Source organism: Dolichospermum flos-aquae CCAP 1403/13F (genome assembly GCF_012516395.1).
Taxonomy (GTDB): domain Bacteria; phylum Cyanobacteriota; class Cyanobacteriia; order Cyanobacteriales; family Nostocaceae; genus Dolichospermum; species Dolichospermum lemmermannii.
In genome coordinates this window covers 614,523-629,331 of sequence record NZ_CP051206.1, presented here as the reverse complement: position 1 = coordinate 629,331, position 14,809 = coordinate 614,523, and the positions used below count along the sequence as shown (strand labels likewise).

Below are 14,809 nucleotides of genomic sequence, written 5' to 3'. Positions count from 1 at the left end.
AGAAAGGAGTCAGGAGTCAGGAGTCAGGAGTCAGAATGAAGAAGGAGTCAGGAGTCAGGAGTCAGGAGAAATGAAGAAGAAAGAAAGAAAGAAAGAAAGAAAGAAAGAAGAAGTAAAAAATTCCTTCCTCTTTCTGCTTTCTCCTTCCTCTTTCTGCTTTCTCCTTCCTCTTTCCTCTTTCTGCTTTCTCCTTCTGACTCCTTCCCTCTTCTGACTCCTGACTCCTGACTTCTGACTCCTTCAACTAACTAAGACTAATGACTAATAAAAATTATGACTAAAGCAGTTTTTCGGAATCTGGTAGTAAACAAAGCTAAGTTGAGAGACCTGATTTCTTGGTCTTTTACTCATTATGGAACAGCGCGGACGGCAGTAATGGCCGATAAACTCAAGGAATTGGGTTTTCGCTATGCTACCAGAGCCGGAGTATCTATTAGTGTGGATGATTTGATGATTCCTCCGGCTAAGAAAGAGATGCTGGAAGCAGCAGAGATGGAAATTTTAGTAACGGAGGAACGCTATCAACGGGGGGAAATTACTGAAGTTGAACGTTTTCAGAAGGTAATTGATACTTGGAACAGTACCTCAGAAGCACTCAAGGATGAGGTGGTGGTGCATTTCCAGAAAACAGATCCCCTCAACTCCGTGTATATGATGGCCTTTTCCGGGGCGCGGGGGAATATTTCCCAGGTGCGGCAGTTGGTGGGGATGCGGGGACTGATGGCAGATCCCCAGGGGGAAATTATTGATTTACCAATTAAAACCAACTTCCGAGAAGGTTTGACAGTTACAGAATATATTATTTCTAGTTATGGAGCGCGGAAGGGGCTGGTGGATACGGCGCTGCGGACTGCTGACTCTGGGTACTTGACCCGGCGGTTGGTGGATGTGTCCCAGGACGTGATTGTGCGAGAGTTTGACTGTGGCACAAATAAGGGCTTAACCATTGGGGCAATGGTCGAAGGGAATAAAATCTTAATTAAACTAGCGACGCGGTTGATGGGTCGGGTTGTGGGTGAAGATGTGGTGCATCCCGTCACAGGGGAAATCATTGCCCTGCGGAATACGCCCATTGATGATGATTTAGCGATCGCTATCCAAAAATCCGGAGTCCAAAAGGTAACAGTCCGCAGTCCCTTGACCTGTGAAGCTGCCCGGTCAGTGTGTCAGCATTGCTATGGTTGGAGTTTAGCCCATGCCAAGATGGTAGATTTGGGTGAAGCTGTGGGGATTATTGCCGCCCAAAGTATTGGCGAACCAGGGACGCAGTTGACCATGCGGACATTCCACACTGGAGGCGTATTCACGGGGGAAGTTGCCCAACAGGTGCGGTCTAAGGTGGCAGGAACAGTGAAGATTCCTCGCAAATTGCAAACCCGTCCCTACCGCACTCGTCATGGTGAAGATGCCCTGTATGTGGAAGCCAACGGGACTTTGACGATTGAGGGCGATAAGAAGTCGGGAACGGGGGAAAGTCAGGAAATTGCTGTTACCCAGGGTTCAACTCTATATATTCACAATGGTCAGCAGGTATTGGCAGAGCATTTGGTGGCTGAGGTAGCGCTGGGAGGTAGAACCACCAGAACCAATACAGAAAAAGCCGTGAAAGACGTAGCTTCTGACTTGGCTGGTGAGGTGAAATTTGCGGATCTGGTGGCAGAACCAAAGACTGACCGCCAGGGGAATACCACTACTACTGCTTCTAGAGGCGGTTTGATTTGGATTCTATCGGGGGACGTATATAACTTGCTGCCAGGGGCGGAGTTGATTGTCAAGAATGGGGATGCGATCGCTACCAATGGAGTATTGGCGCAAACTAAGCTGACAACGGTACATGGAGGCGTAGTGCGATTACCAGAAGCCATTCCCGGGAAAGGGACGCGGGAAATCGAGATTATTACCGCTTCTGTGGTATTGGATCAGGCAGCGATTACCGTCCAGAGTTCCCAAGGGCGGAATAGCTACTTGATTACAACCACGAATAATCAGGTATTTAATTTGCGGGCGACTCCAGGGACTAAGGTGCAGAATGGTCAGGTAGTGGCAGAATTGATTGATGACCAGTACCGGACGACCACCGGGGGCTTATTGAAATTTGCCCAAGTGGAAGTACAGAAGAAAGGGAAAGCCAAATTAGGCTATGAGGTGGTGCAGGGGGGGACGCTGCTGTGGATACCGGAAGAAACCCATGAAGTGAACAAGGATATTTCCTTGCTGCTGGTAGAGGATGGCCAGTATGTGGAAGCGGGAACAGAAGTAGTCAAAGACATTTTCTGTCAAACCGGTGGGGTGGTAGAAGTTACCCAAAAGAATGACATTTTGCGAGAAGTGGTGGTGAAACCGGGTGAGTTGTTGATGGTAGATGATCCGGAAACTGCGATCGCCCATGACAATACATTTTTGCAGCCCGGTGAAGAATTGCAAGGAATGGTGGCGACGGAGTTGCGGTATATCCAGTACGTAGAGACTCCCGAAGGTCCGGCATTGCTGAGTCGTCCGGTGGTAGAATTTGCTGTGCCAACCCACCCTGATGTGCCAGCGACAACGACGGTGAGTCAGGATACAGGGCGCTCCATTCAGTTACGAGCGGTGCAAAGGATTCCTTATAAGGATTCAGAGCGGGTGAAGTCGGTGGAGGGTGTGGAACTGCTGCGGACACAGATAGTGTTGGAGATTGAGCAGGAGACGGAGGGGGAACACGGGGCTTCGCCTTTGGCTGCGGACATTGAATTGATTACTGATGCTGAAAATGAGGAAATTCAGCGGTTACAGTTGGTGATTTTGGAGTCTTTGGTAGTGCGGCGCGACATTACAGCGGATGCGACCCAAGGCAGTACAGAGACTAATTTGGAAGTTGCGGACGGTGACACCATTGAACCTGGGGCTGTGGTAGCACGGACGAAGATATTGTGTAAGGAAGGGGGAATTGTTCGCGGTGTGCAGCAGGGAGCAGAAACAGTACGTCGTTGTTTAGTGTTGCGTCCCAATGATTTGGTAACTATAGGTACGAATGTGCTGCCGAATATCAAGAAGGGAGATTTGGTAGTGGAAGGCAGCGAAATTGCTCCTGGTATATTTGCGGCGGAATCGGGTCAGGTGGTGGAAGTCGTCAGTGGTCAGTCGTCAGTGGTGAGTCAGCGCGGTCTTGGGGGTTTCCCCCATGAGCGACTGACGAACCCCGAAGGGGTCAGTGATAAAACAACGGACAACGGACAACACTTCGACAAGCTCAGTGCATCGCTGACAAAGGACAATTCAGCCCACTCTATTACTCTCCGCGTTGGTCGTCCTTACCGAGTCAGTCCTGGGGCAGTGCTACAGGTCGAAGATGGGGATTTGGTGCAACGGGGTGATAATTTGGTGTTGTTGGTGTTTGAACGAGCCAAGACTGGGGACATTATCCAAGGTTTGCCCCGGATTGAGGAACTGCTAGAAGCCCGGAAACCCAAGGAAGGCTGTATTTTGGCGCGTCGTCCGGGGGAAGTGAAGATTGTCTACGGGGATGGAGATGAGGTGACTTCTGTTACTCGTGAGGCCTATTCTATTAAGATTGTGGAAGCCAATGGGACAGTGACCGACTATCCCCTCGGACCGGGGCAGAACTTGATTGTTCCTGACGGGGCGCAGATTGTGGCTGGACAACCAATGACTGATGGCCCTTCTAATCCCCATGAAATTTTGGAGATATTCTTCAGCTTGGGGTCAGAGGATGGTGTCTATGCTTGTGCGAGTCATGCGTTGCAGAAGGTGCAGACCTTTTTGGTGAATGAGGTGCAGATGGTGTATCAGTCCCAAGGGATTGATATCTCTGACAAACACATCGAGGTGATTGTCCGCCAAATGACCAATAAGGTGCGGATTGATGACGGTGGCGACACAACTATGCTACCGGGTGAGTTGGTGGAATTGCGGCAGGTGGAGCAGGTGAATGAGGCGATGTCCATTACTGGTGGGGCTAGAGCGGAATATACTCCCATGCTGCTGGGGATTACCAAGGCATCGTTGAATACTGACAGTTTCATCTCTGCGGCTTCGTTCCAGGAAACCACGCGGGTATTAACGGAAGCTGCCATTGAGGGCAAATCGGATTGGCTGCGCGGACTCAAGGAAAACGTGATCATTGGGCGCTTGATTCCCGCTGGGACTGGGTACAACACCTATGAGGAAGCGGGGGTGATTGATGATTACGTGATAGAGCCGGGTAGTGGGGTGCTGGATGAGGTTGATGACCCATTGGACATGGTGTTAGATGACCGGACAGCGAAACTCTATAATTTGGATGCACCGGGAATGGGAGATGGTGCTTTTGGTAGCAAGATAGGGGAAAGACTGATTTTAGATGATGATGATGATTTAATTGCTGATGAAATTAGCGATATTGTTGTTGAAGATGATGAAGATTTTGAGGAAGATGAAGATGAGGAAGATGATGAAGACTTTGATGATGAATAAAATCTAGTCATCAGGTAATGGGTACTGATGAACTGGCAGATCCCCGACTTCTTTAAGAAGTCGGGGATCTTATTCTTATTGGGGTACAATTATTTCCCGAATCGCTGTGGCTGTGGCTGGTGCGAGTAAAACACCATTGCGATAGTGTCCCGTAGCCAGAAGAACGTTCGTAAAACCCGGTAACTTATCAATTACTGGCGCTGGTCTGCCTTCGGGACGAGGGCGCAATCCTGACCAAGTGCGGAGAACCTTAGCTGCGGCTAAATCTGGGATAAATGCGATCGCTTGTTGTCTGACAGCATCCAATAATTCTTGACTTGGAGATATTTGATCTTCATCATCAGGAAATTCTACCGTTGCTCCTATCCAATAATCACCATTTCCCATTGGTACAATATGCACATCATTACCAGTAATCACCGGTTGAAAATCAGGATTGCCTAAAGTCCGTCCTAAACTTAAATATAAAGCTTGTCCCAGCACCGGACGGATATTCACCATTTGATCTAATTGTGCAGTTAAGGCCGTTGAACCTAAACCCGCAGACATGATAAACCAATCAGCGGTAACTTCGCCCTCTGTAGTTTCAATAAAATTACATTTATGTGGTTCTCCCAATCCTTTTTTGATGTGTAAAGGAGTTGGGGGTGGTGGAGGTGGGGTTTCTGTTCCCGTCACAGATACACCAAATTTGAATTTTACACCATTGCGTTGGGCTGCATCTACTAAGGCTAAAGTTAAAGCTGTAGCATTTAGTTGTAAGTCTTGGGGAGAATAGACAGCACCAATAATTTGCGGATCACTAACTTGGGGACAATATTTTTGCAGTTGTTTTTGATCCCAAACTTGCAATTCCCAACCTTGAGATTGGCGAATTTCCCGCAGTTGTTCCCATTCTGAAAGCACCTCAACCCCACTTTCTAAGGGGTGTTCTAAATTTTCTGACAACAGCATCACGATTCCTTGACGGTTACAAGGGATTTTTCGCCCTGTAATCCCTTCTAATTCAGGAATCAAAGTTTCATAGCGTTGGATGCTATTTTGTCGCATTCGCCAAGCAATACCCTTGGTTTTACTACTGATTATGCCCATTAAAACACCGAGGGCAGCGCTGGTAGAACCTTGTGCAGGTTGTTTTTGCTCGAAAACGGTGATGTTTAAACCTTTAACTTGGCTGAGTTCATAGGCGATCGCCGCCCCAACCACACCACAGCCGATAATTACTATATTCATAAGAATACCCGGTAAGTGGGAAACTCAGACACTTCAGTGCTGAGAGGAAAGCGACACGAGCGGTTTTAACCACCTTGAATATTTTTTCATTACCGCCTTGGAGTTGGGAAATTCGGGGTACTCTTGTGATGTACTTTCAACGGGACAATTACCGATTCAAAATTCCCAACTCTGTACGCATAATGTTTTGCTCCAAAGAGCCTCCCATTTCTGGGGTAATGTTAGCTAGATGCCTCCGGCACGCTGGCGCGAACGACCAGTTATAAGAGCTTGCTTGAGCTTGCAACACTGTTCCAGTGACCTTAGAACTGTTTAATCACAAGCGACAGAGCGGGGAACTAGCAACGCATTCCCAGGTGTCGTGACTCAAATAACGGCTACCATGAGACTAAGCTCAGGGTGGTCTGGTCAGTACAGCTTGTTTGATTACTCTTGCAAGCTCAGTCCCTTCAGGGCTGGGTTACTGACGGTTTTTGCTAGGAGTCAGAGGTGAAGAATCAAAAGTCTTCTTTTCCACCCTATCACTCCATCACCCTAGCATTTTGTGATTCAAGACTCGAAATGAAGCAGGGAACAGGGAACAGGGGAGAAATTTCTTTCTTCTTCTTTCTTCCTCCTGACTCGGTGACTCCTGACTCGGTGACTCCTCTCTTAGCTACTCTTTTCAGGAACTAGTTCTAAGAATTTGTCAATATCTGCAAAAGCTTCTTTGTATTTACTCGCAGCTAGGCTAGTATTGCTCGCAGTAGCAGCTTGATCAATTCTTACTAAGTCATTCAACAAATCTTTGCTGATTTGTCGAGCTGTGGCTTGGTTTTGTTTGGCTAGGTTAGGAATGATATAAGTCATATTTAACCTAGCTTCTGTCATTGGTCCGTGGATAAAATTACCCACTTTCACCCATTCACCCTTAGAAATGAGGTTTTTCAGTTCTGAAGAGCGATCGCGCACCATCTGAATTCCGGGAACATATTCCTGAATTTTGGCAACTTCCGCTGCTGTATAAGATGGTGGTACAGTAGCAACAGTAGGACCACCACAACTAATCAAAAATGTGGCTAATAATCCAAAAATCAGTGAAAAAATAGAACGTTGACGCACCATAGATGAAAATTAATTTTTTATTTGTTTACAGATTAACAGTGTTATTTTAGATCGCTATGTAATGAACCGTTACAATTAACTTAGGTTTTTCTGTCTTGATCTTCCCCACAGACCAAGCGAATAGAGGAGTATTATTGAGTGAACGCAGCCGAACAAGCCACAAACCTAGAATTTGCCAGCAAAATTGCTACAGTAGTAAATTTATTTAAATATGAATTTCCTGATGTCAAATCCGATCTTAAACCCTGGCACAATGACCCAGAAACCAGAGAATTAGTAGATCCAGATTCCATAGACATTGGTTTTCACTTTCCTGGTATCAGCAAATCTTGGCGCTGTCGCAGTATTTTAATTCAAATCCGATTTTATCAAGATCCTATCAATAATCACCGTCGCGCCATTGGTGTCGAAGCTGCTGGATTTGATCACAGTGGGGAAGTTTGGCGACTTTCTACCGTTGAAACTTGGAGTTTTGTCGGTGACTCTGCACCCTCGGCTGAAGTTGGGGAAAAGCTTAAACAGGTTTGTCGGCAAATTTTAGAGGTGTTTAATCGGCCGAGTGAGTAAAAAAAATAATTAGTTTTTCTGCTCATCTAAAGCCCATTCCCACCTTTGCTTTAAATCATTACAATGGCTAGGAGGTAAAAGTCCATCATGTTGAAGTCTCCCAACGACAATCCCCGGTGCAATACCAATTTCATTAGCAAACTGGATAATATTTACTTGACTAATTTTTGAGATTGATGCCAAAAATCGTTTTAAATCTCCAGGTGGAATGAGTATATCCGCAGAGAACTTGTTAGCTTCATTCTCTTTTTCTTGATCCTCAACAGAGACAACACCTGTTCCCTCAAGAAAGAAATCCCGCTTCCCATGTAGTAAAATGTGACCGGCTTCGTGGAAGAATGTAAACCACAAATGATCATCAGTTTTATACCGCAAACTGAGTTGAATGAGTGCTTTGTCAGCATTCAACCAATGAGTTGCACCACTAGTTCGTGTTTTCGGAAGTTCTGGCACAAAAACCACAGCAACACCAGCTTCTGCACACAACTGTACTACTTTTGGTTGGAAGATTTCTGGTAGTTCCACAGTTAAAGCACGGATTTTTCGCAATGCTTCCCTAAAATTGGTTGCATTGTAGGGAGCGCAAGCAATTTTAGATGCTTCTATTTCTCCACGACGTAACCAAGCAGATATAGCTCCAGCGTCGCTTTGAAATGCTTGAGATTTACGAAACTCTATATGATTATTCAACCATATACCCTCCCATTGTTCAGGGGAGGCGACTGCGAAAAAATTTAGCAGTTCCCGCAGTTGCTCCACTTTATCCCCACACCGGCGAATCCAGCCAGATTTAATCATGGCTGTCACAGGAATTTCTTTCAGCCAGGGTACTTGTTTTGCTAAACGCTTTTTTTCTTCCTGTTGTGCTAAAAACTCGCGGTAACGTCGTTCGTGATTGTTCCAAAAACTAGCTGGAATATTGAATACTAGTTCTAGCTGTAATGCTGTTTCTGGCGTAATTGCAGCTTTACCCTTAATAATTTCATTAATTGTTTTTTTTGGTCTTCCTGTCCGTTCCGCTAGTTCTGCTTGGGTCATATCCCTATCTTCCAGAACTTCCAAAAGGGTATCCCCCGGAGGAGAAACGTAATCTGGATTGTACCGATTTTGGATCTTACTTTCCATGATAATTCTCCACGCCGATTATTCTCACGGCAGTTACTTGATTCCAGTCGAGACCACCATCTGATTTGGTAGGAATTGGTTCATCTGCTGGCTCAAATATAAGCCGATATGGATGATCCAAATCGAGTGCTAATTGACCTGCTCGATCATGAATTAATTCGTGGCAACGTCCGGGGAGATTTCGCATATCTTCAAGCACGTTGGCATAGTAACGCAAATGATCTAGCCGTTTTCTGATACGTTTAGCTCTATCTGCACCATGATTTTTCACTAAAAGCCGTTGGTTATTGCACTCTTCTTCAAACTTGCTACTCTCGAATACAATATCCATTCTATCACGGTTCTATAAATATTGTTAACTTTAAAGGTTAACAATATTTTAGGATATAAATGCAAAAATGGCAGGAATTACTCAGAAAAGAGGTTTATATTCTTACATACTAGAACTTATGTACTAAATCAGGGTCAGGCTCAATATTACTCGTTATCAGTTTTGCAACTACCATCTACACAGTATGGTGATTGATAGGTTTGGGAACGCTTACCAAACAATGTATAACGATTATCCCGAATTTGTTCATAAAACCTATCTCCTGCCCATTTCATCCCCGGTAATGCCCGATACGCATCCACAAATATACTACCCAAAGGTAATAGTCGTCCAATTTCCTCAGCAGCATTACTACCTTGCCAACGTCTTTCTGTAGCATTACCATCAATTAAAATCATCCCCTGTTGACAATCTGTCGAGGTAATCCCCCATTGAGATAATGTCTCCTCATCTTGCATAGAAACGTAGCGAAACAGTTTCCCTTGGTCTAAAGTTTCCAACAACTGCACTAAAGTCACACAAAGATTGCAGTTGCCATCATAGACACGTAGTAATTCATAAAATTATTAGCTATATAGCGTTATGCACTTGAACGAGAGACATCATAGCACCCTCCTCGCTTGCGGGGGGATTGGGGTTCTTGGATCTTACTTTTTAGTGCGTATTTGTGAATTTATCTGTATCTACTTTACTATATAAACAGTGAAAAAACTAATTCTGCTTTGGCAATTTTCCAGTACAACTAAGTAGGTTGGCGTTGAAAATTGTCGTTATAGCAAGGCAATAGGCAAGAGGCAAGAGTAAAGAAGTTTTCAGCGATTTTACGTTTCTTTACACAGTTTGGTTTTATTGTGTTCACCTACTTAACTATTAAATAGCAATGTGAAATCATGACTCAAAATACCATTAATTATGTAATTCATGATGGCAATTCCCGTGGACATAATCATATTGATTGGCTGAATAGTTATCATACATTTTCCTTTAGCAGTTTTTATGATTCCAACCGGATGGGATTTCGTTCTTTGCGAGTGATTAATGATGATCGCATTGCTGCTGGTGCAGGATTTCCCACTCATGGACATAAAGACATGGAAATTCTCACCTATGTTTTATCAGGTGCGGTTGAACATAAAGATAGTTTAGGCACAGGTTCGGTAATTCTTCCCGGTGAAGCCCAGGTTATGAGTGCAGGAACTGGAATTATGCACAGTGAATTTAATCCTTCTCAAACTGAAGAATTACACTTGCTGCAAATTTGGATTTTACCAAATCAGCAAGGACTAAAACCTAGATATGAACAAAAAGCTTTTCCTAGGTCAGAGAAGCAGGGAAAAATGCGTTTGATTGCGGCAGAAGATGGACGAGATGGGGCTGTAACTATTTACCAAGATGTCTCTTTATATGCGGGAATTTTAGCACAAGGTGATGTGGTAAATTATCATGTCCAAAACCATCGTTATGCTTGGTTGCAAATAGCTAAAGGTGAAGTAATTTTCAATAATCACGAATTGAAAGCTGGAGATGGAGTAGAAATTACAGGAGAAGAGAAATTAACAATTAGCAGTAATTCAAATGCAGAAATATTACTGTTTGATTTAGGTTAAGTATTCAGTTATAGCAATCGTTCATACCCAGATCCCCGACTTCTTTTATTTATTGTGTCCACAAATTATAAATTGATGTCAGAAGTCGGGGATCTTATCTTCATCTATTCTAAAAGAGAAAGTATCTTTGTGCCATTGGTAAAACGGTTGCTGGTTCACAAGTTAATAATTCACCATCTGCGCGAACTTCGTAGGTTTCTGGATCTACTTCAATATGAGGTAAAGCATCATTTAATTTCATATCTCGCTTAGTAATTTGACGAGTTCCTGAAACTGCGATCGCTAATTTTCTTAATTCTAATTGTTGAGGAATTTCTCTGGACAAAGCAGCTTGAGACACAAAAGTTAATGATGTTGCATTTCTAGCACCAGCAAAACTGCCAAACATCGGGCGCATATATACAGGTTGGGGTGTGGGAATACTAGCATTAGCATCACCCATCTGTGACCAAGCAATCATGCCGCCTTTAATGACAATTTCCGGTTTGACACCAAAAAAAGCAGGTTTCCACAAACACAAATCGGCTAATTTACCCGCTTCTACTGATCCCACATATTCAGAAATACCATGAGTAATTGCCGGATTGATTGTATATTTAGCAACGTAACGTTTAGCTCGTAAATTATCGGCATGACTATCACCAGCAAGGCTTCCCCGTTGCACCTTCATTTTATGTGCTGTCTGCCAAGTTCTAATTATTACTTCACCGACACGCCCCATTGCTTGGGAGTCAGAAGCAATCATACTAAACGCGCCTAAATCGTGCAGAATATCTTCCGCAGCAATAGTTTCTCGACGGATACGGGATTCAGCAAAAGATACATCTTCAGGAATAGCTGCATCTAAATGATGACATACCATCAACATATCCAAATGTTCATCTAGAGTGTTGACGGTGTAAGGACGGGTAGGATTAGTGGAAGATGGTAAAACGTTACTTTGTCCGCAAACTTTAATAATGTCTGGTGCATGACCACCTCCAGCACCTTCTGTGTGATAAGTGTGAATAGCACGATGTTTAAAAGCGGCAATTGTATCTTCCACAAAGCCGGCTTCGTTTAAAGTATCAGTGTGAATTGCTACTTGCACATCATATTCATCAGCAACGGTCAAGCAAGTATCAATTGTGGCTGGATTTGTTCCCCAATCTTCATGGAGTTTTAACCCCATTGCCCCGGCTTCGATTTGTTCTATCAGTCCTTGGGGTTGACTGGTGTTACCTTTGCCCACAAATCCTAAATTGACAGGGAATGCGTCAGCAGCTTGCAACATTCGGTACATATTCCAGGGACCAGGGGTACAAGTTGTGGCATTTGTTCCCGTAGCTGGGCCTGTCCCACCACCAATCATGGTGGTAATACCGGAAGCAATAGCGACTTCAATTTGTTGGGGACAGATAAAATGGATGTGGGTATCTATTCCCCCCGCAGTGAGAATCATTCCTTCACCGGCTAAAGCTTCTGTTCCCGGTCCAATAATAATATCTATATTGTCTTGAATATAGGGATTTCCGGCTTTACCAATTTTATAAATTTTGCCGTCTTTAATGCCAATATCTGCTTTGACAATTCCCCACCAATCGAGAATTAAAGCATTAGTAATAACTAAATCTACTGCACCATCATGATTAGAAATTGGGGATTGTCCCATCCCATCTCTAATGACTTTTCCCCCACCAAATTTCACTTCATCACCGTAAGTTGTGAAGTCTTTTTCTACTTCTATAAATAGTTCGGTGTCGGCTAATCTAATTCTGTCTCCTACTGTTGGTCCGAAGGTATCGGCGTAGGCTTGGCGGTTCATTTTGTAGGGCATATTTTTATCCTTTTTTTATCACGCTTTAGACGCAGAGAGACAGAGAGAATTTTAGAGGTCTCCGTCAATTTTGTTGTTGAAGCCATAGATTTGGCGTGTACCAACGAGAGGAACTAGAGTAACTTCTTTTTCGTCTCCTGGTTCAAATCTGATGGCTGTGCCGGCGGGAATATCTAATCGCATTCCTCGTGTTTTTTCTCTATGGAAGTTTAACGAGTTATTGACTTCGTAAAAGTGAAAGTGTGATCCTATTTGAATTGGTCTGTCTCCTGTATTTGCGACTATTATTTTAGTAGTTGGACGACCTGCATTTAATTCTATTTCACCATTGGGTGTGATGATTTCGCCTGGTATCATAATTGAGTTTTCCTGATTTAAAGGTTTTCTAAGAATTCCACAAATGCTCTCAAAGCTTGAGGACATTCAACTTTCATGGAAGCCTCTCTAAAATTTCTAGTGGCTGTAATGGGGCTTCAAAATTGCTGAAAGGGCGATAACCTTGAATATTAACTGATGTTAATCTCATATTGTTTTGTCTTCATTTGCACTTTCTCCTATCTTAATCATTTCTAACGAATTGGATTATGTACAGTTACCAACTTTGTACCATCAGGAAAAGTGGCTTCCACTTGAACATCATGAATCATTTCAGGAATCCCTTCCATAACATCATCACGAGTTAATAAAGTTGTCCCATAACTCATTAAATCTGCTACAGTTTGACCATCTCTTGCACCTTCCAAAATCGCCGCAGAAATAAAGGCAACTGCTTCAGGATAATTTAATTTTAACCCTCTATTTTTACGTCTTTCTGCCACTAAAGCAGCGGTGAAAATTAATAATTTATCTTTCTCTTGGGGTGTAAGCTGCATTGTTCCCTCCTCTGCGTTCTCTGCGTCTCTGTGGTTCGTTTAAATTTGCCATACTCTAGGAATACAATTACCACGATTTAGACAAGATACTCGTAACATTTGCCAAATATTTGTAAACCAACTTCTGACTTGGGATGTAGAATTACCACGATATCGGCACAAAAATCCATGTTGTAAGCGAGTTACTCCAGCATCAGAGTTTTGAATAATTAAAGAACGTGCTTGGTTGATGATTCCTGGAGATATGGGGAAACCAACGCCAACAAAACTACCAACAACGGGATTGTCTCTTAAACCATGAGGACTGTGAAACACTTCTTCGCTACCAGGGACGATTTGTCTATCAATCCATAATGGCATACCATTTTGCCAGATTTCTGTGTGCGATCGCATCTCTCCCTCTAAAAACTTTTCTCCCCTAGCACTTCTACCGAATCTCGTAATTTCCCAGCCCAAATAACTCGCACCTACAGCTAATTCTACCCGCACATCTTGGCGATAAATTGCCCCATTAAACAAAATCGTTTCTTGGGGTAAATATTCTAAACAAGCATGAGCATCAATTTGAATATCTACGGTTTGTCTTGCTAATAAGCCATTACTACGATATATTTTACTTGCGGCTGCGGTAGTAATTAAGGCGTTTGTCTGGGGTTGGAGGTGAATTTCTGAAGATAGGCGATCACCTCCCACAACGCCTCCAGCATTGTGTAAAATCACGCTATGGCAAATTCCCTGTCCTTCTGGGTAAAAGGGGCGTTGTACCTTAAAAGGGGCTTGATGGTGATTGTAAATTAACTGAGTGGAATCTTGGCAACGAGCATAAACTAAGTTAAGTTTGCCATGCCAACCTTTTATTGTGTATGAGTTGTCAATCATTTAGAGAGCAGAGTAACCGGTTTAACATATTATTCAATCATTTATGACAATATTTTGGTTGGCATTAGCTGGGATTGTTGGCTGGTTTATCAGTTTATTAGCGGGTGGTGGGAGTGCATTAATTCTTATGCCCATTGTTGGGATGTTTCTAGGGGCAGTAGCGATCGCTCCCGTAATTACTATTAGTGGGCTATTTGGAAACAGTGAAAGAGTATTTGTATATTGGCAAAAAATTAATTGGGATGTTGTTAAATGGGAGTTACCCGGAGCAATTTTTGGCGGAATTTTGGGAGCTTTTACACTAACAAAACTTAAATTAGATTGGTTAAGTATTTTAGTTGCTATATTTCTGATTTTTTCGGCTGCTAGTTACTTGTTTAAAAATGAAGAAAAATCTTTTTCAGTCAAAGCTTGGTATTTTTTACCAGCAGGTTTTGTTTATGCTTTTTTCTCTGGATTAATAGGGAGTATGGGTCCTGTATTAGCTCCACTTTATATTAACTATGGCTTACAAAAAGAAGAATTACTCGCAACTCAGGCAACAAATCGAGTAATTGTTCATATCGTTAAAATTGTTGTTTATGGTTTTCTTGGTGCTTTCAAATTACCATATATTGGTTATGGAATTGTCCTTGGTTTAGCTGCTATACCTGGCAACTGGTTGGGACATTTGGTTCTCCAAAAAATCAGCGAGAAACAATTCCGGCGACTGGTTATCTCCTTTGTCCTGTTCAGTGGTATCCTGATTTTATGGCAGCAACGAGAATTATTAGTTTTTTGGTAAAATAACTTTTCATTTAATTTTTGCAACTTGATTTGATCA

The 14,809-nt window shown here is 43.2% G+C and carries 12 protein-coding genes and 1 pseudogene; 4 read left to right on the top strand and 9 right to left on the bottom strand.

The annotated features are described in order from the left end of the window. Positions 1–273: 273 nt before the first annotated feature. Positions 274–4,452: a DNA-directed RNA polymerase subunit beta'' gene (locus HGD76_RS03340; RefSeq protein WP_168694964.1), complete on the top strand. Its 4,179-nt coding sequence runs from the start codon at positions 274–276 to the stop codon at positions 4,450–4,452. Positions 4,453–4,527: 75 nt separating this feature from the next. On the opposite strand, the gene HGD76_RS03335 is transcribed toward HGD76_RS03340, so the two are convergent. Both HGD76_RS03335 and psbQ read right to left on the bottom strand, forming a co-directional pair. Beyond that, complete coding sequence (locus HGD76_RS03335; protein WP_168694963.1) at positions 4,528–5,685, bottom strand: NAD(P)/FAD-dependent oxidoreductase; 1,158 nt, start codon at positions 5,683–5,685, stop codon at positions 4,528–4,530. A gap of 651 nt (positions 5,686–6,336) precedes the next feature. Further along, positions 6,337–6,789, bottom strand: a complete 453-nt coding sequence (gene psbQ, locus HGD76_RS03330) for a photosystem II protein PsbQ (RefSeq protein WP_168694962.1) — start codon at positions 6,787–6,789, stop codon at positions 6,337–6,339. Between the two features lie 138 nt (positions 6,790–6,927). Here psbQ and HGD76_RS03325 point away from each other — a divergent pair, with 138 nt between their 5' ends. Then, positions 6,928–7,356 carry a Tery_1686 family protein gene (locus HGD76_RS03325; protein WP_168694961.1) on the top strand — a complete coding sequence of 143 codons (429 nt, stop codon included), beginning with the start codon at positions 6,928–6,930 and terminating at the stop codon, positions 7,354–7,356. Positions 7,357–7,365: 9 nt separating this feature from the next. Here the strand turns inward: HGD76_RS03325 and HGD76_RS03320 are convergent, their stop codons facing one another. The 3 genes and pseudogenes from HGD76_RS03320 to HGD76_RS03310 form a co-directional block, all read right to left on the bottom strand. Further along, a complete protein-coding gene (locus HGD76_RS03320; protein ID WP_168694960.1) occupies positions 7,366–8,481 on the bottom strand; it encodes a helix-turn-helix domain-containing protein in 1,116 nt (371 codons plus the stop codon). Further along, complete coding sequence (locus HGD76_RS03315; RefSeq protein WP_168694959.1) at positions 8,471–8,812, bottom strand: type II toxin-antitoxin system RelE/ParE family toxin; 342 nt, start codon at positions 8,810–8,812, stop codon at positions 8,471–8,473. The genes HGD76_RS03320 and HGD76_RS03315 overlap by 11 nt, the downstream gene beginning before the upstream one ends. A gap of 146 nt (positions 8,813–8,958) precedes the next feature. Further along, positions 8,959–9,371 (bottom strand): annotated as a pseudogene (locus HGD76_RS03310) (thiol-disulfide oxidoreductase DCC family protein). A gap of 331 nt (positions 9,372–9,702) precedes the next feature. Between HGD76_RS03310 and HGD76_RS03305 the strand changes: the two are divergent. Continuing rightward, positions 9,703–10,419 carry a pirin family protein gene (locus HGD76_RS03305; RefSeq protein ID WP_168694958.1) on the top strand — a complete coding sequence of 239 codons (717 nt, stop codon included), beginning with the start codon at positions 9,703–9,705 and terminating at the stop codon, positions 10,417–10,419. 109 nt (positions 10,420–10,528) lie between these two features. Here HGD76_RS03305 and ureC read toward each other — a convergent pair whose 3' ends face one another. The 4 genes from ureC to HGD76_RS03285 all read right to left on the bottom strand — a co-directional run bounded on the left by ureC (position 10,529) and on the right by HGD76_RS03285 (position 13,986). Next, positions 10,529–12,235 (bottom strand): urease subunit alpha, encoded by a 1,707-nt coding sequence (ureC, locus tag HGD76_RS03300; RefSeq protein ID WP_168694957.1) that lies wholly within the window; start codon positions 12,233–12,235, stop codon positions 10,529–10,531. A gap of 51 nt (positions 12,236–12,286) precedes the next feature. Continuing rightward, a complete protein-coding gene (locus tag HGD76_RS03295) occupies positions 12,287–12,592 on the bottom strand; it encodes an urease subunit beta (RefSeq protein ID WP_210967710.1) in 306 nt (101 codons plus the stop codon). 212 nt (positions 12,593–12,804) lie between these two features. Beyond that, positions 12,805–13,107: an urease subunit gamma gene (ureA, locus tag HGD76_RS03290; RefSeq protein ID WP_015083034.1), complete on the bottom strand. Its 303-nt coding sequence runs from the start codon at positions 13,105–13,107 to the stop codon at positions 12,805–12,807. 39 nt (positions 13,108–13,146) lie between these two features. Further along, positions 13,147–13,986, bottom strand: a complete 840-nt coding sequence (locus HGD76_RS03285) for an urease accessory protein UreD (RefSeq protein ID WP_168694956.1) — start codon at positions 13,984–13,986, stop codon at positions 13,147–13,149. A 43-nt stretch (positions 13,987–14,029) separates the two neighbouring features. On the opposite strand from HGD76_RS03285, the gene HGD76_RS03280 reads away from it, so the two are divergent. Continuing rightward, entirely contained in the window at positions 14,030–14,770 is a 741-nt protein-coding gene (locus tag HGD76_RS03280) for a sulfite exporter TauE/SafE family protein (RefSeq protein WP_168694955.1), read from the top strand. Positions 14,771–14,809: the final 39 nt, after the last annotated feature.